This window comes from Streptomyces sp. NPDC093097 (assembly GCF_044754325.1).
Lineage (GTDB): Bacteria > Actinomycetota > Actinomycetes > Streptomycetales > Streptomycetaceae > Streptomyces.
On record NZ_JBIVOW010000002.1, the window covers coordinates 231,266 to 253,354 of the forward strand.

The window sequence follows — 22,089 nt, forward strand, 5'->3', positions numbered from 1 at the left end:
TCAGGACCTTCCCTTCTGGGGTGCGGAGTCGCTCGGGGACGTGAGGCCCCCGTTGTTGGTGATGGTGTTGTGGTCGCCGATGCCGACGGCGCCCTGGGCGGACTCGACGTAGACCCCGCCGTCGGCGACGTGCACGACCCGCTGCTCGAACTCCTCGGTCCGATAGCCGGCGTCGCGCAGCGCGGTGGTGACGCCGGCCGCCACCCGCGCCTGGACCGTCCGCAGATAGCGGGCGACGTCCATGTCCTGGAAGAGCGAGGCCTCGCCGTCCGTGCCCAGTTCGCGGACGGCGAGGGCCGGGCCCTCGGGGAGGGCGGCACGGTGCCCTCCGGTCAGCAGCCGCCAGGTGGAGCGCAGTCCGCGCAGCAGGGTCAGGACCGCGTCGGCGGCGGAGCGCGGGGTGTGGGTCAGCGCCCAGACCGCCCGGCCGAAGTGGTCGTGGTGGCGGTGGTGGTGGGCGATCCGGTCGGCGTCCTGGAAGAGCCGGCGCAGCGGCCACAGCACATGCGGCGCGACCTCCAGCATCAGCATGCCGCCCTGGGTGTGGACCCGGACGAAGACGGTGGTGACCACGCCTTCGTTCCACCCACCGACCCGGATGCGCAGGAAGTGCCGGCGGGTCTCACCGCCCTCCTCCACCGCCGCGGCCCGGTGCTCCTCGAACGCCGCGGCGTCGTACGGTGCGTCGGCGCGGGTCGGCAGGCCGTCGGCGGGCAGGAAGACGCACTCGTCGATCTCCAGGCCGCGCAGGCGGTCGCGGACCGCCGACGCCTTCGGCGCGCTGCCCGACGGGGTGCGCAGCGCCTCGACCAGCGGGACGATGCGGGCCAGGATCGCGCCGTTGTCGAGCGGGGCGGTCGGCCCGTCCTCCACGGGGACCAACTCCACCGACAGCGACCATGGTTTGAACGGCTCGCCGGCGCCGCAGAACGGGTCGGCGGCGCGGTAGACCACCAGTGGTCCGTGCTGCTCGGTGCGGACGCGCTGCCGCAGCCGCTGGAAGCGGAGGCCCTCGGACCGCTCGGCGGGGTCGGCCATCACGTCGGGGAAGCGCCGCGGGGACAGTTCGCGGGCGAGCGCGCGGGCGAACTGGCCCCGCTGGAGGGCGACCAGCACGGCGATCAGCACCGGCAGCACCAGTGCCACCCAGACCGCGAAGACGGCCGAGCCGCCACCGCCGGACACGTCGGACGAGCCGGCGCCCAGGCCCGCGTAGCCGCCGGAGGACCCGCCGCCGGCGAAACCGGAGTCCGGGGAGCCGGGCAGCAGAGCGGTCGGCAGCCAACTCGCCCAGTCTCCACCGGAGTCCCCGCCGAACGCGGCGGTCACCAGCACCAGCACGAACACGGTCAGCAGGAGCCGGCCGTACCAGCGGAAGAGGAAGGACAGGCCCCGGGCGATCCACGCGGGCACCGGGGCCCGGCGGACGAAGCGGCCCAGGCCCATCGCGACGACGGGCACCGCGTACCCCGCCGCCAGCCAGTGGGAGAGCGGGATGGCCACGATCCAGACGAACAGGATCAGCGCGGCCCAGCCCAGCTCGAACCGGCGGGCGCGCAGCGCGTGGGCCAGCACCCGGGCCGCGTCGATGCCCAGGGAGGGCGCGGCGAACCGCTCCTCGTGGACGTAGAGCTCGTCGATGACGGCGTCGCGGAAGGCGTCGTCGAGGTAGGTCCCGGCGCACAGCAGCCGGGTGGTCTCGCTGGCACCGGGCGGGATGCCGGACAGCGGGTGGGGCGGCGGACCGGCCGCCGGCTCCTTGCGCAGTCGCGGTGGACCGTCCGGTCCTCCTGGTTGTGCGGGCACCTCGTTACTACTCATCGGCCTCCCCCGTAGCTGCCGTGCGCTGCATCGCGCATCATCCCCAACGCGCCCTGGCGGCGGCCCAGTTCCACCGACGGCCGACATTCCCGCGAACGAGTGAGAGACCGCAGCATAGGGGAGCGGGGGTCGCGCTGTCAGCGCGATAACGACCGCCGAGGAGGCGTCAACGCACCGAGCCCGTACGGCCGTTGGGCCGTACGGGCTCGGTGGATGCTGCGGCGGACGCCGGCGCGGTGGCTCAGATGAGGCCGAGCGCGCGGACCGCCTCGCGCTCCTCCGACAGCTCCTTGACGGAGGCGTCGATGCGCGCACGGGAGAACTCGTTGATCTCCAGGCCCTGGACGATCTCGTACTTGCCGTCCTTGGTGGTGACGGGGAAGGAGGAGATCAGGCCCACCGGGACGCCGTAGGAGCCGTCCGAGGGGATGCCCATGGAGGTCCAGTTGCCGTCGGCGGTGCCGTTGACCCAGGTGTGGACGTGGTCGATGGCGGCGTTGGCGGCCGAGGCGGCGGAGGACGCGCCACGGGCCTCGATGATCGCCGCACCGCGCTTGGCGACGGTCGGGATGAAGGTGTCGGCCAGCCACGCCTCGTCGTTCACGACCTCGGCGGCGTTCTTGCCGGCGACGGTGGCGTGGAAGATGTCCGGGTACTGGGTGGCCGAGTGGTTGCCCCAGATGGTCAGGCGGTGGATCTCGGAGACCGGGGCGCCGGTCTTCTGCGCGAGCTGGGTCAGCGCGCGGTTGTGGTCCAGGCGGGTCATCGCGGTGAAGCGCTCACGCGGGACGTCCGGGGCGGCGGCCTGGGCGATCAGCGCGTTGGTGTTGGCCGGGTTGCCGACGACCAGGACCTTGATGTCGTCCGCGGCGTGGTCGTTGATGGCCTTGCCCTGCGGCTTGAAGATGCCGCCGTTGGCCTCCAGCAGGTCGCCGCGCTCCATGCCCTTGGTGCGGGGGCGGGCGCCGACGAGCAGCGCGACGTTGGCACCGTCGAAGCCGACGTTCGGGTCGTCGGTGATCTCGATGCCCCGGAGCAGCGGGAAGGCGCAGTCGTCCAACTCCATCGCGGTGCCCTCGGCGGCCTTGAGGCCCTGCGGGATCTCCAGGAGGCGCAGCTTCACCGGCACGTCCGCGCCGAGCAGCTGGCCGGAGGCGATACGGAAGAGAAGGGCGTAACCGATCTGACCGGCGGCGCCGGTGACGGTGACGTTGACGGGAGTGCGGGTCATGGCGATCTCCTGCGCGGTATTCCGGGGGCAAGCCCCTGGACCACCTTGGGTGGCGGTGGGTGTCCCTGCCCATCTATCGAGGTCTCTTGGTATCGAGAGACCCGGCCGCCAGGCTATCGGACCCCTGCCCGGCCCAGACGACGGGCCGGTGTGGGACACCTCACCGGGCGTCACCGACGGACCCGACCGGACCACCTCGGCGGCCGCCCGCGGCGTCCGGCGGGGCGGTCCGGTCGGCGGCGACGGCCGCCCGTTCTCGGAGGGGTAGCGCGGGCGGCCGACGGTTGTGCCACACCCGTGGGGGGGTTGTGGGTCGCATGCCCGCGATCCTCCGGGGCAATCCCCCGCGTCCCGCCGGGGACGGCGAATCCCGGCCAGATACGGGCCCGCCCCGGGGCCCTCCCCCGGCTCAGGCGGGCGCCATCGCCTTCTGGAGCCCGGCGTCCAGCGCCTCCAGGAACTGGTCGGTGGTGAGCCAGGGCTGCGCCGGCCCGATGAGCAGCGCCAGGTCCTTGGTCATCTGGCCGCCCTCGACGGTCTCCACGCAGACCCGCTCCAGGGTGTGGGCGAAGCCGGTCACCTCGGGGGTGCCGTCGAGCGCGCCGCGGTGCGCCAGGCCGCGGGTCCAGGCGAAGACCGAGGCGATGGGGTTGGTGGAGGTGGCCTTGCCCTGCTGGTGCTGCCGGTAGTGGCGGGTGACCGTGCCGTGGGCCGCCTCGGCCTCGACGGTCCGGCCGTCGGGGGTCATCAGCACCGACGTCATCAGGCCGAGCGAGCCGAACCCCTGGGCGACGATGTCGGACTGGACGTCGCCGTCGTAGTTCTTGCAGGCCCAGACGTAGCCGCCGGAGGACTTCAGGACCGCGGCCACCATGTCGTCGATCAGCCGGTGCTCGTAGGTCAGGCCGCGGGCCTCGAACTCGGTCCGGAACTCGCTGTCGAAGACCTCCTGGAAGAGGTCCTTGAAGCGGCCGTCGTACTTCTTCAGGATCGTGTTCTTCGTGGACAGGTAGACCGGGTAGTTGCGGTCCAGCCCGTACCGGAACGACGCCCGCGCGAAGTCGCGGACGGAGTCGTCGTGGTTGTACATCGCCAGCGCCACGCCGGGACCGGGGAAGTCGTGCACCTCCACCTCGGACGGCTCGCCGCCGTCGGCCGGGGCGAAGGTCAGGGTGAGGGTGCCGGGGCCGGGGATCTTGAGGTCGGTGGCGCGGTACTGGTCGCCGAAGGCGTGGCGGCCGACGACGATGGGCCGGGTCCAGCCGGGCACCAGCCGGGGCACGTTCTCCATGATGAGGGGCTCACGGAAGATCACGCCGCCGAGGATGTCGCGGATGGTGCCGTTCGGGGACCGGTACATCGCCTTGAGGCCGAACTCCTCGACCCGGGCCTCGTCCGGGGTGATGGTGGCGCACTTCACTCCGACGCCGTACTCCTGGACGGCGTGCGCGGCGTCCACGGTCACCTGGTCACTGGTGGCGTCCCGGTGCTCGATGCCGAGGTCGAAGTACTTCAACTCGACGTCGAGGTACGGGAGGATCAGCCGGTCCCTGATGGACGACCAGATGATGCGGGTCATCTCGTCGCCGTCGATCTCGACGACGGGGCGGGCAACCTTGATCTTGGCCATGAGATGGACGTCCCTCTCGCGGTTGGGGCACCCCCCGGACGTCGCCAAGTTACCCGCGTCACACAGGCGTGCGGCGCTACGGCACGGGGTGTGCCGCAGCGCCGCCGGACGCTTTCCGAGCCGGGCTCTACCGGACCGTGAAGTGGACGATGTCGTCCAGGAACGGGATGTGGATCCAGGGCTTGGGCTGCACCATCATCGCCAGGATCACGATCACGAAGCCGAGCCCGCCGTAGGTGATCAGGTCGGTGAAGCGGGACCGGACGGCCAGCATCCCCACCGACGGCAGCGCCCAGCGCAGCGCCGCGCCGCCCAGCAGGGACAGCCCGATCACGATCGAGCCGATCCGGAACGCGTCCAGCGCGACCAGCAGCAGGCCGAGGGCGACCCCGCCCAGCACGGTCAGCAGCGGCCACTGCCGGGCCGGCGCCGGATGGTCGCCGGAGGCCGCCCGGCCGCCGCCCTCGGGACGGGCGGTGTCGCGGGTCAGCTGCGGAAAGCGGCGCGAGGTGCGCTGCGGCTCGGACGCGCCCTCCGAGTGCGCTTCGGCAGCCATGTCTGGCGGTCAGCCCCTTCCGGTGTCCAGGTCGGTCCCAGGGTGTCCGGGACCGAGGTCGTCAGCGGTGTCGCGGAGGTGTGGTCCGCGGGTGCGGCGCCGCGGACGGCGGCCCTTCTCCAGGCTCGCACGTCCGCGCCGGTCTTGGGTCGCGTCGTCGAACCGGCGCCTGCCGTGCGACGCCCGGCACGCGCCCTAGCCGCGGATGCCGGCCGCGCGCTCCGCCGCCTCGACGACGTTGACCAGCAGCTGGGCGCGGGTCATCGGGCCGACGCCGCCCGGGTTGGGGGCGACCCAGCCGGCCACCTCGGCGACACCGGGGTGCACATCGCCGACGATCTTGCCGTTCTCGTCGCGGCTGACGCCGACGTCCAGGACGGCCGCGCCGGGCTTGACGTCCTCGGGCTTGATGATGTGCGGCACACCGGCCGCGGCGACGATGATGTCGGCCTGCTTCAGGTGCGCGGACAGGTCGCGGGTGCCGGTGTGGCACTGGGTGACCGTGGCGTTCTCGGACTTGCGGGTGAGCACCAGCGGCATCGGGCGGCCGATGGTGATGCCGCGGCCGACGACCACCACATGCGCGCCGTTGATCTCGACCTCGTGCCGGCGCAGCAGCTGGACGATGCCGTACGGGGTGCAGGGCAGCGGGCCCTCGACGCCGAGGACCAGGCGGCCCAGGCTCATCGGGTGCAGTCCGTCGGCGTCCTTGGCCGGGTCCATCAGCTCCAGGACGCGGTTGGCGTCGATGCCCTTGGGGAGCGGGAGTTGGACGATGTAGCCGGTGCAGTCGGGGTTCTCGTTGAGCTCCCGGACGACGGCCTCGATCTCCTCCTGGGTGGCGGTGTCGGGCAGTTCGCGCTGGATGGACGCGATGCCGACCTCGGCGCAGTCCCGGTGCTTGCCGCCTACGTACCAGCGGCTGCCGGGGTCGTCGCCGACCAGCAGGGTGCCCAGGCCCGGGGTGACACCCTCGGCCTTCAGCGCCTGCACGCGGGCGGTGAGCTCGGACTTGATCGCGGCGGCGGTGGCCTTGCCATCCAGAATCTGGGCAGTCATACCCCCATCCTCCCGGATGGAGGCACCCGTGTTCCAATCAGGGCACGCGGGCGGCAGTTGTCCGGAAATGATCATTGCAGTTGGACAAAGGCTGACTGCCGTGACTGGACAGAGAGAATCCTCACCTAGAAGGATTGACGGCGCAGTGCCGCAGGCATCGTCGGGGGCGGGCCGTGAAACAACCTGTATTTCCTCCGAGTCGCGCCGCGTCGCCCCAGTGATTCACCAACGGAGGAAAGCAGCACCATGAGCTTCGGTGACCCGAACAACCCCTACGGGCAGCCGCCGCAGGCCCCGCAGGGCCCCTACGGTCAGCAGCCCCCGGTCCCGCCGCAGGGCGGCCAGCCGGGCTACGGCTACCCCCAGCAGGGCGCCCCGCAGGGCCAGCCGCAGTACGGCTACCCGCAGCAGGGCCAGGTCCCGCCGCAGGGTGGTCAGCCGGGCTACGGCTACGCGCAGCAGCCGGCGAGCCCGTACGGCCAGCCGGGGATGCCGGGCATGCCGGGGATGCCGACGGGTTACGCGAGCTGGGGCGCTCGCCTCGGGGCCCTCCTGATCGACGGCCTGATCATCGGTGTCGTGCCGGTCATCCTGTACATCATCGGCATCGTCATGGCCGCCGGCTCCGCCAGCAGCTCGGTCAGCTCGGCGAGCTCGGCCGCCAACAGCTGCCCGCCCGGCGACTACCAGTGCGTCAGCAACGCCTACGACACCGCCTCGTCGAGCGCCACGCCGGTCGGCGCCATCATCGTCATGGGCCTCGCCTGGCTGATCATCCTGGGCGGATGGTTCTTCCTCGTCGCCAAGGAAGGCGCCACGGGCCAGACCCCGGGCAAGAAGATGCTGGGCATCCGGGTCGTCAAGGAGACCACCGGCCAGCCCATGGGCTTCGGCATGACGTTCGTGCGCTACCTCTGCCGCTACCTCAACAGCCTGCTCTGCTGGCTCGGGTGGCTGTGGCCGCTGTGGGACGAGAAGAGCCAGACCTTCGCGGACAAGATCGTCGGTACCGTGGTCGTGAAGGCCAACTAAGGCCGTTCCGGACCGTACGGACCTCCGCAGCAGCCCACGAAGGCCCCCTCGCAAGCGCGACCGGGGGCCTTCGTGGCACTCGCTGACACCGCTTCAAGTCGCCTGAAGGGCACCGCTCGTGAGTTATCCCCATCCCAACCCCTACGGCCCGCCGCAGGGCCAGCAGCCCGGTTACGGCTATCCCCAGCAGCCCCCGCAGCCACAGCAGCCGATGGCCCCGTACGGCGCGTACCAGGGCGGCGCGATGCCCCCGATGCAGCAGGCGCCGTACCCGCAGGTGATGCCGGGCGGTGTGAAGGCGGCCCGGGTGATGCTGTTCGTGCTCGCCGCTTTGAACCTCATCGGCCTCGTCCTGGCGGTGATGGGCCTGGGCGGCATCACCAAGGCGTCACACGAGGCGTCGACCTCGACCTACACCTCGGACATGGCGGCGTTCAACGTCGGCAAGGGCCTGCTGATCGCGGTGATCGTGGTCATCGTGGCGTTCACCGTGGCCGCGATCACGCTGGCCGCCCAGTTCGCCAACGGCGGCAAGGGCGTACGCATCGCCACCATCATCGCCTGCGTCCTCGGCATCATGCTGAGCCTGGGCACCTTCCCGTTCGGCCTGGTGCACACCGTGCTGGGCGTCCTGGTGCTGATCTTCGTCTCCAAGGACGACGGCAACGCCTGGTTCAACCGGCCGCGTTACTGACGCGCGGACACGCACGGCGGAGGGCCGCACCCCGGGCAAGGGGTGCGGCCCTCCGCGCTGTCCGGCCCCTTGCGGAAGGGGCCGGCCGGACCTCAGTGGAAGAAGTGCCGGGTGCCGGTGAGGTACATCGTCACGCCGGCCTTCTTCGCGGCCTCGACGACGAGTTCGTCGCGGATCGAACCGCCGGGCTGGACGATCGCCTTGACGCCGGCCGCGATCAGGATCTCCGGGCCGTCGGGGAACGGGAAGAAGGCGTCCGACGCCGCGTAGGAGCCGCGCGCCCGCTCCTCGCCGGCCCGCTCCACGGCGAGCTTGCAGGAGTCGACGCGGTTGACCTGGCCCATGCCGACGCCCACCGAGGCGCCGTCCTTGGCGAGCAGGATCGCGTTGGACTTCACCGCGCGGCACGCCTTCCAGGCGAAGGCCAGCTCGGTCAACTCCTGCGCGGACAGCGCCTCTCCGGTGGCCAGCGTCCAGGTGGCCGGGTCGTCGCCCTCGGCCTGGAAGACGTCGGTCTGCTGGAGCACCGCGCCGCCCGAGAGCAGCTTGAGGTCACCGGGCTGGTGCGGGGTGCCCTCGACCTTCAGGACTCGGATGTTCTTCTTGCGGGCGAGGATCTCGACCGCGCCGTCCTCGTAGGCGGGGGCGGCGATGACCTCGGTGAAGATCTCCGCGACCTGCTCGGCGAGCGCGACGGTCACCGGGCGGTTGACCGCGATCACGCCGCCGAACGCGGACAGCGGGTCGCAGGCGTGCGCCTTGCGGTGCGCCTCGGCGACGTCCGCGCCGATCGCGATGCCGCAGGGGTTGGCGTGCTTGATGATCGCCACGCAGGGCTGGTCGTGGTCGTAGGCGGCGCGGCGGGCGGCCTCGGTGTCCACGTAGTTGTTGAAGGACATCTCCTTGCCGTGCAGCTGCTCGGCGTTGGCGATACCGCCCGGCCGGCCGTCGACGTAGAGGGCCGCGGCCTGGTGCGGGTTCTCCCCGTAGCGCAGGGTGCTGCGGCGCTCCCAGGTCTCGCCGAGGAACTCGGGCAGCGCGGCCCCGTCCTCCTCCGGCGCGTAGACGTCGGTCATCCAGGAGGCGACGGCGACGTCGTAGGCGGCGGTGTGCTGGAACGCCTCGGCGGCCAACCGCTTGCGGGCGGCCAGGTCGAAGCCGCCGCCGTCGACCGCGGCCAGCACGTCGGCGTAGCGCTCGGGGCTGGTGACCACCGCGACCGAGGGGTGGTTCTTGGCGGCGGCGCGGACCATCGAGGGGCCGCCGATGTCGATCTGCTCGACGCACTCGTCGGGGGTGGCGCCGGAGGCGACGGTCTCCCGGAACGGGTAGAGGTTCACGACCACCAGGTCGAACGGCTCGACGCCGAGGTCGGCCAGCTGCTGCTGGTGGTCCGCGAGGCGCAGGTCGGCGAGGATGCCGGCGTGGACCTTGGGGTGCAGGGTCTTGACCCGGCCGTCGAGGCACTCGGGGAAGCCGGTGAGCTCCTCGACCTTGGTGACCGGCACCCCGGCGGCGGCGATCTTCCCGGCCGTCGACCCGGTCGAGACGAGCTGGACGCCGGCCGCGTGCAGCCCCTGGGCCAGCTCCTCCAGCCCGGACTTGTCATAGACGCTGACCAGCGCGCGGCGGATGGGCCGCTGCGTACCTTCGGTGACGGTCACGAGATACGTACCTTTCGTCCCTCTATGCGGTAGCCGTGCCGGGCCAGACGCCCCACGACTTCGACGAGCAGCGTGCGCTCGACTTCCTTGATGCGCTCATGCAGCGCGGATTCGTCGTCCTCCTCCCGGACCTCGACCACGCCCTGGGCGATGATCGGGCCGGTGTCGACGCCGTCGTCGACGAAGTGGACGGTGCAGCCGGTGACCTTCGCCCCGTACGCGAGCGCGTCGCGGACGCCGTGGGCACCGGGAAAGCTGGGCAGCAGCGCCGGGTGGGTGTTGAGCGTCCGGCCGCCGAAGCGCGCCAGGAACTCCTTGCCGAGGATCTTCATGAAGCCGGCCGAGACCACCAGGTCGGGGGCGTGCGCGGCGGTCGCCTCGGTGAGCGCCGCGTCCCAGGCGGCGCGGTCCGGGTGGTCCTTGACCCGGCAGACGAACGTCGGCAGCCCGGCCCGCTCGGCGCGCTCCAGGCCGGCGATCCCGGTGCGGTCGGCGCCGACGGCCACGATCTCGGCGCCGTACGCGGCGGTGCCCTGCTCGGCGATGGCGTCCAGGAGCGCCTGGAGGTTGGTGCCCGAACCGGAGACGAGCACCACGATCCGGGCCGGGGCGGAGCGGGCGGGAAGGGAGGAGGGGGCCACGATGCGGTCTTTCTCGCCAGGTCTTGCGGGTCTGGGGTGCTGCATGCAGTTTTGTGCGGTCGTACAAAGCGAGGGGTTTCGGGAATCCGGGGAACCCTACGAAGGCGCCGACCGTCAGCAACGATACCGGCACACCGTGCGGCCCCCGCGGGACGGGGGCGAGCACGCCAGGTAGCGTCGGGCGGGAGAACGCATGCAGTTCATGGAGACCGTCCGCCCGGCCGACCTGCCGGACGGACGCCCACGACAAGGGGAAGACTCACTCCAGATGCCGGACCGACGCCGCCGCGCGGCTCTCCTCCCTCCCCCAGCCACCGCCGGGTGGCTCCCCCAGCCCGCCACCGCCCCCGGAGTGGTCCTCCTGCCGCGCGAGCGCACGTCGCCGTCCGCCCCGGATTCGCCGTCCGGCGGCCGGGACGACAACCCGTTCGCGCCGCCGCCGGCCGGCGCCCCCGACCAACAGTGGCGTCCGCGCCGCGCCGCCCTCGGGCAGGCGCAGGGCGACGAGGACGGCGAGGACGGCGAGGAGCAGCGTCCGCAGGACCAGCCGCCGGCCTGGGGCAGCCAGTGGAGCAGCCGTCAACCGGGCCGGCAGGGCGGCGGGTTCGGCACCCGGCCGGGCCGCGGCGGCGGCCAGGGCGGCCCCGGCGGCGGCCAGGGCGGGTCCGGCGGACCGGGCGGCGGCCCCGGCGGGCTGCGCTGGGACCCCACCGACCCCTTGCAGCGGCGGGCGCGCTATGCGCTCCTGGCCGGGATGTGGGCGTTCTTCTTCGTGCTCTTCAGCCTGCCGGAGGTCTCGCTGCTGCTCGGCTCGCTCGCCCTGTACTGGGGCATCAGCGCGCTGCGCGGCAAGCCCGCAGCGAAGCGGCCGGCCGGTGAGGCCCCCGAGGGGAGCCCGGCCGCCGGCACCGCGCCGGCCGCGCCGAGCCGGCCGGGCACCGCCCCGGGCCCGAACGTCCGGCCGCAGACCACCGCCGCGATCGGCGGTCTGGTGGCGGCCTCGCTGGCGCTGATGATGGTGGCCGCGACCTTCACCGTCCAGGTCGTCTACCGCGACTACTTCACCTGCGTGAACGACGCGCTGACCCAGGCGGCGAGCAAGTCCTGCGAGAAGCTCCTCCCGCCGGAGCTGCGCCCGCTGCTCAGCCAGCAGCAGCCGTAGCCGGGAAGCGGCGGACGGGAACGGGGGCACAGGCCGCGCCGGACGGCGGGGGCCGCGGGCCGGTGGTCCGGAGCGCGCGCCGTCAGCCGGTGAGGCGTGGCGCGCGCCGCCAACCAGTGGCCCCTGGGGCGCGCCGTCGGCCGAAGCGTCCGTAGCGCGCCGTCAGCCGGCGGTCCCGCGGCGGTCGGTCCGGCCGCGGCGGAACGGGAGGCCGGGCAGCGCGCGGCGGCCGGGTGCCCGCCCCCGCACCACCCGCCGTTCGGTGTGCCGCCGCCAGGCGCGCAGCGCCAGCGCGGCGGGCACCCCGGCCAGCGCCGTCCAGCCCGCCGCCGCCAGGCCGGTGAGCCACCACAGGGGGCCGAACCCGGCGAGCGCGCCCCGGCCCAGCGCACCGCCGGCCAGCGCGGCGAGCACCGTCATCGCCGCCCCGCACAGGCCCGCCGCCACCGCCGCCACCCCGGCGGTCCGCCGCCATGAGCGGTGGCCGTCCCCTGCCGCGTACCGGGCCAGCAGCAGCACCGCGCTCACCGGCACCAGCAGCGCCACCGCGCCCGTCGCCCAGGTTCCCGGCGCCGGTTCCGGCAGGCCGTCGAGCAGCGGGAAGTGCGGCAGCGGGGGGCGCGGCGTGCTGCCCAGCGGCCCCACCACGCTGCCCGCGCCGACGGTGAAGCCGGGCCCCAGGCCGTAGGCGGCGCCCCAGACGGCCGCGTTGGGGAGCAGGGCGAGGCAGAGCAGCAGCACCGTGCAGCGGCCGGCCCAGTCGGGGGCGAGCCGGCCCAGGTCGGCGCCGAGCCGCCCGGTGTGCAGGGCCAGTCCGAGCAGGGTGAGCACCGCGCCGGAGGCGAGCAGGGCGAGGGTGGCGGCGGCCGCCGCCTTGAGGGCGGTGGCGAGGCGGGGGCCGGTGAACGCGGCGCGCAGCGCGGCCGGCAGTGCGCGAAGGACGCGCCGGACGCGGGCCGGCAGCAGCGCGGCGGCGTCCGGTCCGAGGGCGTGCCGGGCGGTGGCGGCGAGGGTGGCCGCCGCGGTGCCCGGGACGGCGAGCAGGGCGGACAGCGGGGCGGCGGTGAACCGGCCGGCGGAGGCGTAGAGCAGCGCGCCGGCGGCGACGAGGAGGTAGCCGCCCAGGAGGGCGCCGAGCAGGGTGCGCGGGGCGACCTCCGAGGCCGGTGCCGCGGGGTCGTCGTCGGCGGCCAGGGTGTCGCGGGCGGCGCGGTGCAGCAGCCAGAGCGGGAGCGCGGCGAGCAGCAGCGGGGCCAGGCCGACGGGGGCCGGGCCGCCGGCCGCCTCGCGGACCAGGCCCCCGCCGTGCGCCATGAACCAGAGTCCGGCGGCCAGGTGCAGCGCGCGGGAGGGGCCGCTGTCCGGGTACGGGGAGGCGATCCAGAGCAGCAGGACGACGACCGTGAGCGCGCCGAGGCCGAGTCCGGCGGCGGTCACCCCGCCGAGGACGGCGGTGCCGATCGCGGTGGAGCGCTGCGCGGCGGTCCGGCCCTGCGAGGACAACGTGGTGCCGCGTTCGATCAATTGGCTCACGGCGCCATGCTGCCAATAACACCCCTTTCCACCACGTAACGGGCATGCGCCCGCCGTGTCGCGTGCGCCTGACCGCCCGGCGTTTGAAGACTTCCGGTATGAGCGAGCACGACCGGCGACCGTCCGACCTTCCGATTCCCGACGCACCGTCAACAACCCCTGATCCCACCGCACTTGACTGCCCGACGGCGGACTTCGACGCGCTGTGCGAGGCGCACGCCGGGCCGCTGATCCAGCAGGCGGTACTGCTCACCGGGCGGGCCCGGCTCGCCCGGCGGGCCGTCGAACGGGCCTTCCACGCGGCCTGGCAGCGCTGGCCGGAGGTGGCGGCGGACCCCGATCCGCCGGGGTGGGTGCGGGCGGCCGCGTACGACTACGCGCTGGCGCCGTGGCGGGCGCTGTTCCCCCGGCTGCAGCCCGCCGAGCGGCCGCGGCCCCATGCGCCCGCGCCGCCCTCGGCCCGGCCGCAGGACCGTGCGCTGCTGGCGGCCGTGCTGGCGCTGCCCGCCCCGTACCGCCGGGCGCTGCTGCTGCACGACGGGGTCGGGCTGGGGCTGCACGCGACCGCGGTGGAGGTGGAGGCCAGTACGCCGGCGGCGACCGGGCGGCTGACGCACGCCCGGGGGCGCCTGGCCGAGCAGCTGCCGGAGCTGGGCCTGCGGGAGCTGCCGCCGGACCGGCAGGGCGCGGTGCTGCACGCCCGGCTGGCCGCGCTGGCGGCGTCCCGCCCGGTGGCGCCGCCGGCCGCGCGGGAGGTCCGGGCCGGCGCCGAGCGGCGGGCCCGGCTGACCACCCGCGCCGGGTTCGGGGCCACCGGGCTGCTGGCGGCGACGGCGCTGGCGGTGTCGCTCGGCGCGCCGGACGGCCACCGTCCGCCGCCCCGGCCGGTGGTGGCGGCGCCGTCCGCGCCGTCGGCCGGCCCGGCGGTGCCGGCGGCCGGCCACCAGGTCCGCATCCGCGCGCGGCACCGGCCGGGCGCGCGCCGGGCGCTGCCGCGCGGCGCCCGGCTCACCCCCGACGTCCGGTGAGCCCCGCCGCCGCGCGCGAACGGCCGTGGGCCCGCACCCCGGAGAGGGGGTACGGGCCCACGGCCGTCATGCGGTACCGCTACCGGACGAGGTCCGGTCGGACTCAGCCGCCCAGGATCTCGCGGGCCAGCAGCGCGGTCTCGGACGGGGTCTTGCCGACCTTCACGCCCGCGGCCTCCAGGGCCTCCTTCTTCGCCTGGGCGGTGCCGGACGAGCCGGACACGATGGCGCCGGCGTGGCCCATCGTCTTGCCCTCGGGCGCGGTGAAGCCCGCCACGTAGCCGACGACCGGCTTGGTGACGTTCTCCTTGATGAAGTCGGCCGCCCGCTCCTCGGCGTCGCCGCCGATCTCACCGATCATCACGATCAGGTCGGTCTCGGGGTCGGCCTCGAACGCCTCCAGGGCGTCGATGTGGGTGGTGCCGATGACCGGGTCGCCACCGATGCCGACGGCCGACGAGAAGCCGATGTCCCGCAGCTCGTACATCATCTGGTAGGTCAGCGTGCCGGACTTCGACACCAGGCCGATGCGGCCGGGCTTGGTGATGTCGCCCGGGATGATGCCGGCGTTGGACTGGCCGGGGGTGATCAGGCCGGGGCAGTTCGGGCCGATGATCCGGGTCTTGTTGCCCTTGGCCTTGGCGTACGCCCAGAAGGCGGCGGAGTCGTGCACCGCGATGCCCTCGGTGATGACGACGGCCAGCGGGATCTCGGCGTCGATGGCCTCGACGACGGCGGCCTTGGCGAAGGCCGGCGGGACGAAGAGGACGGAGACGTCGGCGCCCGTCTTCTCCATCGCCTCCTTGACGGAGCCGAAGACCGGGACCTCGGTGCCGTCGATGTCGACGCTGGTGCCGGCCTTGCGCGGGTTGACGCCACCGACGATGTTGGTGCCGTCACCGAGCATGAGCTTGGTGTGCTTCATGCCGGTGGCGCCGGTCATCCCCTGGACGATGACCTTGCTGTCCTTGGTGAGGAAGATAGCCATGGTTGTTGGAGTCCTCGTCCCTTACTTGGCCGCGGCCAGCTCGGCGGCCTTGTCGGCCGCACCGTCCATCGTGTCCACGCGCTGCACCAGCGGGTGGTTGGCGTCCGAGAGGATCTTGCGACCCAGCTCGGCGTTGTTGCCGTCGAGGCGGACGACCAGCGGCTTGGAGACGTTCTCGCCCTTGGACTTGAGGAGCTCCAGGGCCTGCACGATGCCGTTGGCGACCTCGTCGCACGCGGTGATGCCACCGAAGACGTTGACGAACACGGACTTCACGTCCGGGTCGCCCAGGATGATCTCCAGGCCGTTCGCCATGACCTCGGCGGAGGCGCCGCCGCCGATGTCGAGGAAGTTGGCGGGCTTGACGCCACCGTGGTTCTCACCGGCGTAGGCGACGACGTCCAGGGTGCTCATGACCAGACCCGCGCCGTTGCCGATGATGCCGACCTGGCCGTCGAGCTTGACGTAGTTCAGGCCCTTGGCCTTGGCGGCGGCCTCCAGCGGGTTGGCCGCGGCCTTGTCCTCCAGGGCCTCGTGCTCCGGCTGGCGGAACTCGGCGTTGGCGTCCAGGGAGACCTTGCCGTCGAGGGCGATGACGTCACCGGAGGCGACCTTGGCCAGCGGGTTGACCTCGACCAGGAGGGCGTCCTCCTTGATGAAGGTCTGCCACAGGGTGACCAGCACCTCGGCGACCTTCTCGGCGACCTCGGCCGGGAACTGCGCCAGGGCGACGATCTCGCGGGCCTTCTCGATGGAGACGCCCTCGTTGGCGTCGACCGGGACCTTGGCGAGCTTCTCGGGGGTCGTCGCGGCGACCTCCTCGATGTCCATGCCGCCCGCGACCGAGGCCATGGCCAGGAAGGTGCGGTTGGTGCGGTCCAGGAGGTAGGAGACGTAGTACTCCTCGGCGATCTCCGGAGCCGTCTCGGCGATCATCACCTTGTGGACCGTGTGGCCCTTGATGTCCATGCCGAGGATGTCCGTCGCACGGGCGACGGCCTCGTCCGGGGTGGCGGCCAGCTTCACGCCGCCGGCCTTGCCGCGGCCGCCGACCTTCACCTGCGCCTTGATGACGGACTTGCCGCCAAGGCGCTCAGTCGCCGCGCGCGCCGCCTCAGGCGTGTCGATGACTTCACCGGCCAGCACCGGTACACCGTGCTTGGCGAAGAGGTCCCTCGCCTGGTACTCGAACAGGTCCACGCGCGTCCGTCCCTTGTCTTCTCAGAATCGCCGTAGTGATCGCGGTTCGTTCGTCTGCGATGGGCGTGCCGCGAAGGGCAACGTGACGGCGCTGTCACTGGGGAGGCGTACACACGGTGTCCGGATACGCGGCATGTCCGTCTCGCAGGGTATCTCCGGTGGACAGGCGTCCCTAAATCGCAGATCACACTCCGGCGGTGATTACGGTCACAGATCTTTTGGCCACGTCGGCCCGCGGCCCCCTTTTCCGCAGGGGCACATCCGGCCGTCGCAGATATTTCGCAGGGACGTGCGGGCGCGCGGGGCGCACAGCCGTCATCCGCCGTGCACTCCGTTGCCGTGCGCCGTTCGGGCGCCGGGTCCGGATGCGACGGCGAGCCCGACCGGACCCGACCGTCGCGGTTCCGGTTGCGGGGAAGCGGGAAGCCGTTGGAGCAGGAAGTGCAACGCGCCCGCACAGGACCTTCGCAAGCGGTGACCAGAAAGCTCCTTGACCGCCAACTCCCTTTGAAACAGACTGCGTTGAGCACTTTCGCATCAGGAGTCACAGGCCCGCAGTGCGCGCTTCGGGCCTGGTCCCGTGCAGGTCGGACCACGGATCACGGGTCGCCTCGCACCGGATGCAGACGGGGGAACTTGATGGGTAGTGGGGGGATGCACGACCACGATCGCCGCGGGGTGCGGTCGTGGGTTCTTCCACACCCGCCGTCCCTCCCCCTTTCTCGATTTCTTGGTGTCCTCACACTCGGTGCCTGAAGGGATTGGAGGGGGAATGCCGACACATACGACCTATCCCGGCGTTTATGTCGAAGAGCTTCCCAGCAGCATCCGCAGCATCACCACCGTGACGACGTCCGTGACCGCCTTCGTCGGCCACACCCGGCGCGGTCCGCTCAATGAGCCCGTCCGGATCACCAGCTTCGCCGATTTCGAGCGCCGCTTCGGCGGCCTGACCTCCCGCAGCCCGGTCTCCTACGCCGTCCACCAGTTCTTCGGCAACGGCGGCGCCGACGCGGTGATCGTCCGGGTCGCCAAGGCCGGCACCGGCGAGGCGGCCCACGTCACCCTGGAGTCCACCGAGGGCCGCAGCCGGTGCCCGGTCCTGGAGGTGCACGCCAAGGAGCCCGGCCTCTGGGGCGACGGCCTGCGGGTGGCGATCGACCACGACACGCCCGCCCGTCGCCCGACCACCACCCCGGCAGGAGGCGCTTCGCGCCGCCCCTCTGATCCGGAGGAGACCTTCAACCTCCAGGTCCTCGACGCGCACGGCGCGGCCCGGGAGTCCTTCACCGGTCTGTCCATGGACCCCGGCAGCGGCCGGTTCGTGGAGACGGCCGTCAACTCCGGCTCGGCGCTGATCCGGGTGGTCGCGGTGGGCGAGGGCCGCCCGGACCCGTCCGGCACGGTCTCCAAGCCGTTCCACCACCAACTTCCCGATCTGACCGTCGACTTGACGGTGAAGATCGGCGAGGTGGAGCGGGAGTTCACGCTCTACGACCCGGACTGCGACGGCGAGCCGCCATGCGACGTCACCGAGCTGGCGCTGCTGCTGGAGCACAAGCTGCGGTCGCTGCCGGACGCCCCCGGCAAGCACGCCTTCGCCGGCACCCGGGTGACCTCCTTCGGGCGCCGCGTCCAGGTCGTGGCCGGCTCCACCGACCCCTGCGACGTGGTCCGCTTCGTCGGCGAGTGCGCCAACGACCTCGGCCTGGAGGCCTCGGTCAACCCGCCGGTCTTCGCCCTGTGCGGCGGCGCGGACGGCGACCCGCCGGGCCCCCGCGACCTGATCGGCAGCGAGGCCCGCAAGAGCGGCCTCCAGGCGCTGCGCGACCTGCCCGACGTCAATCTGCTCGCACTGCCCGAGCTGGCGTCGTATGAATCCACCGACGACATGGCCACGGTGGTCTCGGCGGCCCAACGGCTGTGCCAGGAGCGGCGGATGTTCCTGCTCGTCGACGCGCCCGCGGCCTGGGGCAGCGTGGACGCCGCCCGGGCCGGGATCGGCGCGTTCGACGCGGTGCGCGGCAACCACGCCGCCCTGTACTTCCCGCACCTCCAGCTCACCGACCCGCTCACCGGCCGGCTGCGGTCCTTCCCGCCGTCCGGCGCACTGGCCGGCGTGATCGCCCGTACGGACGGCGAGCGCGGGGTGTGGAAGGCGCCGGCGGGCACCGAGGCGCGGCTGGCCGGTGTGCACGGGCTGACCGTCAAGCTCACCGACCGCGAGAACGGCCTGCTCAACCCGCTCGGCATCAACTGCCTGCGGACCTTCCCGATGGTCGGCCCGCTGGTCTGGGGCGCCCGCACGCTGGAGGGCGCGGACGCCCTGGACAGCGAGTGGAAGTACGTCCCGGTACGGCGGCTGGCCCTGCACGTCGAGGAGAGCCTGCTGCGCGGCCTGCAGTGGGTGGTCTTCGAGCCCAACAACGAGCAGCTGTGGCAGCAGATCCGGCTCAACGCCTCGGCGTTCCTGCACTCCCTCTTCGAGAAGGGCGCCTTCAAGGGCGGCACCCCGCGGCAGGCGTACTTCGTCCAGTGCGACAAGGACACCACGACCGAGGCGGACATCGAGAACGGGATCGTGAACGTCGTGGTCGGCATCGCGCCCGTCAAGCCGGCCGAGTTCGTGATCGTCAAGATCCAGCAGCTGGCCGGCCAGTTCGACCTCTAGGGCGCGGGCACCGGGCGCGGCGGCCGGACCCTCCGGGCCGGCGCGCCCCATGGGCCGACGCGCAGAACGACGTGCAGGAATCCGACGTGAAGGAATCCGATGGCTGAGTTCAAGATCAACGCCCATCGCTTCGACCCGTACAAGAACTTCAAGTTCCTGGTCCTGTGGGACGGTCGTACGGTCGCGGGGGTCAGCAAGATCAGTCCGCTCAAGCGCACCACCGAGGTCGTCAAGCACCGCAACGGCGGCGACCCCAGCTCCCCGCGCAAGTCCCCGGGCCGCTCGGAGTTCGAGGGCATCACCCTGGAGCGCGGGGTCACCCACGACCCGGAGTTCGACCGCTGGGCCAACAAGGTCTGGCAGGTCGGCGCGGGCCTGGGCTCGGAGGTCTCACTGGCCGACTTCCGCAAGGACATCGTCATCCAGGTCCTCAACGAGGCCGGCCAGGTCGCCGTCTCGCACAAGATCTACCGGTCCTGGCCGAGCGAGTACCAGGTCCTGGGCGAGATGGACGCCAACGCCAACGCGGTGGCCATCCAGAGCCTGAAGCTCGAATGCGAGGGCTGGGAGCGCGACTACGAGGTCCCCGAACCGCAGGAGCCCTCGTTCACCCACCCGGCCTGAGCGGCGGCGAGGAGGTGGTGGCGAGGTAGCCGATGGCGCTCACCGGGCCGGCGGAACTGCTGGCCACCTGGGAGGCCGGGCTGGCCGAACGGGCCGCCGGCCGGGCCCTGCTGCTGCATCGGGCGGCCCGTCCGGGAGCGGCCCCCGACGCCCTGCTGTCGGCGCCGCTCGGGGAGCGGGCGGCCGACCTCTTCGCGCTGCGCCGGGCGCTGTTCGGCGACCGGATGGAGGTCACGCTCGACTGCGCGGCGGCGGGGTGCGGCGCGGCGTTGGAATTCGAGCTGGACGCCGGGGAGTTGGCGGCCGCCCGTCCCGGACCGCCGGAGGGCGGGCTGCCGGTGGCGGAGGGCGAGTGGAGCCTGCGGTTCCGGCTGCCCGGCGCCGCCGACCTGGCCGCGGTGGCCGCCGCCCACCCGCCGGACGAGGCCCACGCCCGGCACCTGCTCGCCACCCGCTGCGTCCTGGCCGCCCGCCGGGCCGGCCGGGAGGCCACCGCCGAGGACCTCGCCCACCTGCCCGAAACGGTGCTCAAGCGCTTCGCCGAGGCCGCCGAAGAGGCCGACCCCGGCGCGGAGTTGACGCTGGACGTCGCCTGCCCGGAGTGCGGCGCGCCCACCCCGGCGGAGCTGGACATCGCCGCGTACCTGTGGACCGAACTGGACGCCTGGGCCCGGGACCTGCTCCTCGACGTCCATCTGCTCGCCTCGGCCTACGGCTGGAGCGAGCCCGAGATCCTGGCGCTCAGCCCGCTGCGGCGCCGCTACTACCTGGAGCTGTGCGCGGATGCCTGAGATGCCCGAGCGGACGCCCGCCGCGTCCGGCGACTACCTCGGCCGGCTGCTGGCCCGGTACGCCCCCGCGGCGCCGGCCCCGCCCGCCGATCCCCTCGGCCCGCCCGAGGGTGCCGACGGGCCGGGGCGGGCGCTCGTCCGGCCGCGGCTGCCCGGCCCGTTCGAGCGGGTGGAGGCGCTGCGCGGACCGGCCGTCGGCGACGCGGACGACGACGGGCTGTCGTCCCCGCGGGCGTCGCGACGGCCCGCCCCGGCCCCGCACGCCGGTCGACCGCCGCGCACCGAGCACCGGACGGAGCTGCGCACGTGGCACGAACGGGAGACGGTGATCCGCACCGAGGCGGCCCCGGAGGCCGCCCGCGAGCCCCTCGTCCCACGGCCGGCACCGGCCCCCCTGCTCCGTCCCGCGGCCACGGCCGCGCCCGGGCCCCGGACCGCCGGCGAGGGCGTACGGCCGCGGGGGCGGTCGACGGCGACCGGTACGGAAGGGCCGGCAGGGGGCCGGGAGGCGTCGCCGTGGGACGCGGAGGCGGCCGGTCCCTCGCCGTCCGGCGCACTGCGGGCGCGCGCCGACGCGGCGGCGGCGCCGCGCCGTCCCGCGCCGTCCCGCACCGCGGCCGCGGCCGGCCGGCGCGGTGCGCGCGGGCCCGCCGAGCGGGTGGTGCACGTACAGATCGGCCGGCTGGAGGTCAGCGCGGCCGGCACCGAACGGCCCGCGGCCGGCGGCCGTCCACCGCGCCCCGAGCGGCGCGCGCCCGCGGTGAGCCTCGCGGACTATCTGGCTTCCCAGCAACGGACTTCAGGGGGACGGTCCACATGAGCAACGCACTCGCCCCAGCGACGGTCACCCAGGCCCTCGCGCTGCTGATCGAGCACAATCTGCACCCCGAGATCGACATGGCCGTCTCGGTGGAGACCCGCAAACCGCCGACCGATCCCCCGACCGACCCGACCATCACCGTCTTCCTCTACCAGGTCTCCCACAACCCCTCGATGCGCAACAGCGACCTGGTGACCCGCGCCTCCGACGGCACGCTGCTCAAGCGCCCCGCCGCGGCGATCGACCTGCACTTCCTGATCAGCGGGTACGGGGAGGAGCAGGAGCTGGTCGGCCAGCGGCTGATCGGCAGCGTGGTGCGGACGCTGCACGAGATCCCGGTGCTGCCACGGGAGTTGATCGAGGAGGCGGCCGAACGCCCCTATCTGGCCGGGAGCGATCTGGCCGAGTCCTTGCAGCACGTCCGCTTCACGCCGACCCAGATGGACGTGGACGAGACCTCCAAGCTCTGGGGGATGCTCAACAACACGCCGTACTCCCTGTCGGTGGCCTACCAGGCGTCGTTGGTACTGCTGGACGGCCACCAGAAGCCGGCACCGGCCCGCCCGGTACGGCGGCCGGAGGTGACGGTGGTGCCGGAGGTGCCTCCGGAGGTGCCGTTGGAAGTGTCGCCGGAGGCGCCGTCGGAGAGGGGCGGGCGGGGGGCTTCCGGGGTGGTGGATTCCGGCTCTGCGGATTCGGGGGCGGCGGATTCGGGGGCGGCCGGGGAAGTCGTCAAGAAGACCGCGAAGAAGGCGGCGGGCGGGCGGCCGGCGACACGCAAGTCCCCGGCAGGACAGGGGAGTTCGAGCGGCGGGCGCTCGGGTGGCCGCCCGCGCGCCCGGACCCGCAAGGCGACCGGCGGCGACGCGGCGGACGCGGACCGCGCTCCCGACACGCACCGCACCGCCGGCGCGCGTCGTACCGACGACGGCGCGGAGAGCTGA

General features: G+C 73.3%; 19 protein-coding genes. 9 read left to right on the forward strand and 10 right to left on the reverse strand.

Going from position 1 to position 22,089, the window contains the following annotated elements; translation table 11 throughout:
- The 5 genes from ACIQE0_RS04025 to ACIQE0_RS04045 all read right to left on the reverse strand — a co-directional run bounded on the left by ACIQE0_RS04025 (position 1) and on the right by ACIQE0_RS04045 (position 6,297).
- Entirely contained in the window at positions 1–1,821 is a 1,821-nt protein-coding gene (locus tag ACIQE0_RS04025; protein ID WP_402328900.1) for a hypothetical protein, read from the reverse strand.
- Positions 1,822–2,062: 241 nt separating this feature from the next.
- Complete coding sequence (locus ACIQE0_RS04030; RefSeq protein ID WP_402328902.1) at positions 2,063–3,052, reverse strand: malate dehydrogenase; 990 nt, start codon at positions 3,050–3,052, stop codon at positions 2,063–2,065.
- A gap of 409 nt (positions 3,053–3,461) precedes the next feature.
- Positions 3,462–4,682 carry an NADP-dependent isocitrate dehydrogenase gene (locus tag ACIQE0_RS04035; RefSeq protein ID WP_402328904.1) on the reverse strand — a complete coding sequence of 407 codons (1,221 nt, stop codon included), beginning with the start codon at positions 4,680–4,682 and terminating at the stop codon, positions 3,462–3,464.
- Between the two features lie 127 nt (positions 4,683–4,809).
- Positions 4,810–5,238 (reverse strand): DUF3017 domain-containing protein, encoded by a 429-nt coding sequence (locus ACIQE0_RS04040; protein WP_366337197.1) that lies wholly within the window; start codon positions 5,236–5,238, stop codon positions 4,810–4,812.
- A 195-nt stretch (positions 5,239–5,433) separates the two neighbouring features.
- The gene (locus ACIQE0_RS04045) at positions 5,434–6,297 is read right to left on the reverse strand and encodes a bifunctional methylenetetrahydrofolate dehydrogenase/methenyltetrahydrofolate cyclohydrolase (protein WP_402328906.1); all 864 of its coding nucleotides are present in this window, start codon (positions 6,295–6,297) and stop codon (positions 5,434–5,436) included.
- 246 nt (positions 6,298–6,543) lie between these two features.
- Here ACIQE0_RS04045 and ACIQE0_RS04050 point away from each other — a divergent pair, with 246 nt between their 5' ends.
- Positions 6,544–7,329 carry an RDD family protein gene (locus ACIQE0_RS04050; RefSeq protein WP_402328908.1) on the forward strand — a complete coding sequence of 262 codons (786 nt, stop codon included), beginning with the start codon at positions 6,544–6,546 and terminating at the stop codon, positions 7,327–7,329.
- Between the two features lie 118 nt (positions 7,330–7,447).
- Positions 7,448–8,023 (forward strand): hypothetical protein, encoded by a 576-nt coding sequence (locus ACIQE0_RS04055; protein ID WP_402328910.1) that lies wholly within the window; start codon positions 7,448–7,450, stop codon positions 8,021–8,023.
- A 92-nt stretch (positions 8,024–8,115) separates the two neighbouring features.
- Here the strand turns inward: ACIQE0_RS04055 and purH are convergent, their stop codons facing one another.
- Both purH and purN read right to left on the reverse strand, forming a co-directional pair.
- A complete protein-coding gene (gene purH, locus ACIQE0_RS04060) occupies positions 8,116–9,687 on the reverse strand; it encodes a bifunctional phosphoribosylaminoimidazolecarboxamide formyltransferase/IMP cyclohydrolase (protein ID WP_366337189.1) in 1,572 nt (523 codons plus the stop codon).
- Entirely contained in the window at positions 9,684–10,328 is a 645-nt protein-coding gene (gene purN, locus ACIQE0_RS04065) for a phosphoribosylglycinamide formyltransferase (RefSeq protein WP_366337187.1), read from the reverse strand. The genes purH and purN overlap by 4 nt, the downstream gene beginning before the upstream one ends.
- Before the next feature lie 268 nt (positions 10,329–10,596).
- Here purN and ACIQE0_RS04070 point away from each other — a divergent pair, with 268 nt between their 5' ends.
- Complete coding sequence (locus ACIQE0_RS04070) at positions 10,597–11,490, forward strand: hypothetical protein (RefSeq protein ID WP_402329236.1); 894 nt, start codon at positions 10,597–10,599, stop codon at positions 11,488–11,490.
- Positions 11,491–11,652: 162 nt separating this feature from the next.
- On the opposite strand, the gene ACIQE0_RS04075 is transcribed toward ACIQE0_RS04070, so the two are convergent.
- Positions 11,653–13,023 carry a DUF6350 family protein gene (locus tag ACIQE0_RS04075; RefSeq protein ID WP_402328913.1) on the reverse strand — a complete coding sequence of 457 codons (1,371 nt, stop codon included), beginning with the start codon at positions 13,021–13,023 and terminating at the stop codon, positions 11,653–11,655.
- Positions 13,024–13,121: 98 nt separating this feature from the next.
- On the opposite strand from ACIQE0_RS04075, the gene ACIQE0_RS04080 reads away from it, so the two are divergent.
- Positions 13,122–14,051, forward strand: a complete 930-nt coding sequence (locus tag ACIQE0_RS04080) for a hypothetical protein (protein WP_402328914.1) — start codon at positions 13,122–13,124, stop codon at positions 14,049–14,051.
- Between the two features lie 103 nt (positions 14,052–14,154).
- On the opposite strand, the gene sucD is transcribed toward ACIQE0_RS04080, so the two are convergent.
- Entirely contained in the window at positions 14,155–15,039 is an 885-nt protein-coding gene (sucD, locus tag ACIQE0_RS04085) for a succinate--CoA ligase subunit alpha (protein ID WP_402328916.1), read from the reverse strand.
- Positions 15,040–15,060: 21 nt separating this feature from the next.
- Positions 15,061–16,239: an ADP-forming succinate--CoA ligase subunit beta gene (sucC, locus tag ACIQE0_RS04090; RefSeq protein WP_366337179.1), complete on the reverse strand. Its 1,179-nt coding sequence runs from the start codon at positions 16,237–16,239 to the stop codon at positions 15,061–15,063.
- 772 nt (positions 16,240–17,011) lie between these two features.
- Between sucC and ACIQE0_RS04095 the strand changes: the two genes are divergently transcribed.
- The 5 genes from ACIQE0_RS04095 (at position 17,012) to ACIQE0_RS04115 (ending at position 22,089) form a co-directional block, all read left to right on the forward strand.
- The gene (locus tag ACIQE0_RS04095; protein ID WP_402328919.1) at positions 17,012–18,910 is read left to right on the forward strand and encodes a phage tail sheath family protein; all 1,899 of its coding nucleotides are present in this window, start codon (positions 17,012–17,014) and stop codon (positions 18,908–18,910) included.
- Between the two features lie 99 nt (positions 18,911–19,009).
- Positions 19,010–19,534 (forward strand): phage tail protein, encoded by a 525-nt coding sequence (locus ACIQE0_RS04100; RefSeq protein WP_030279463.1) that lies wholly within the window; start codon positions 19,010–19,012, stop codon positions 19,532–19,534.
- A gap of 32 nt (positions 19,535–19,566) precedes the next feature.
- Positions 19,567–20,325, forward strand: a complete 759-nt coding sequence (locus tag ACIQE0_RS04105) for a hypothetical protein (protein ID WP_402328921.1) — start codon at positions 19,567–19,569, stop codon at positions 20,323–20,325.
- Complete coding sequence (locus tag ACIQE0_RS04110; RefSeq protein WP_402328922.1) at positions 20,318–21,145, forward strand: hypothetical protein; 828 nt, start codon at positions 20,318–20,320, stop codon at positions 21,143–21,145. Before ACIQE0_RS04105 ends, ACIQE0_RS04110 begins: the two co-directional genes overlap by 8 nt.
- Positions 21,142–22,089: a DUF4255 domain-containing protein gene (locus ACIQE0_RS04115; protein ID WP_402328923.1), complete on the forward strand. Its 948-nt coding sequence runs from the start codon at positions 21,142–21,144 to the stop codon at positions 22,087–22,089. Before ACIQE0_RS04110 ends, ACIQE0_RS04115 begins: the two co-directional genes overlap by 4 nt.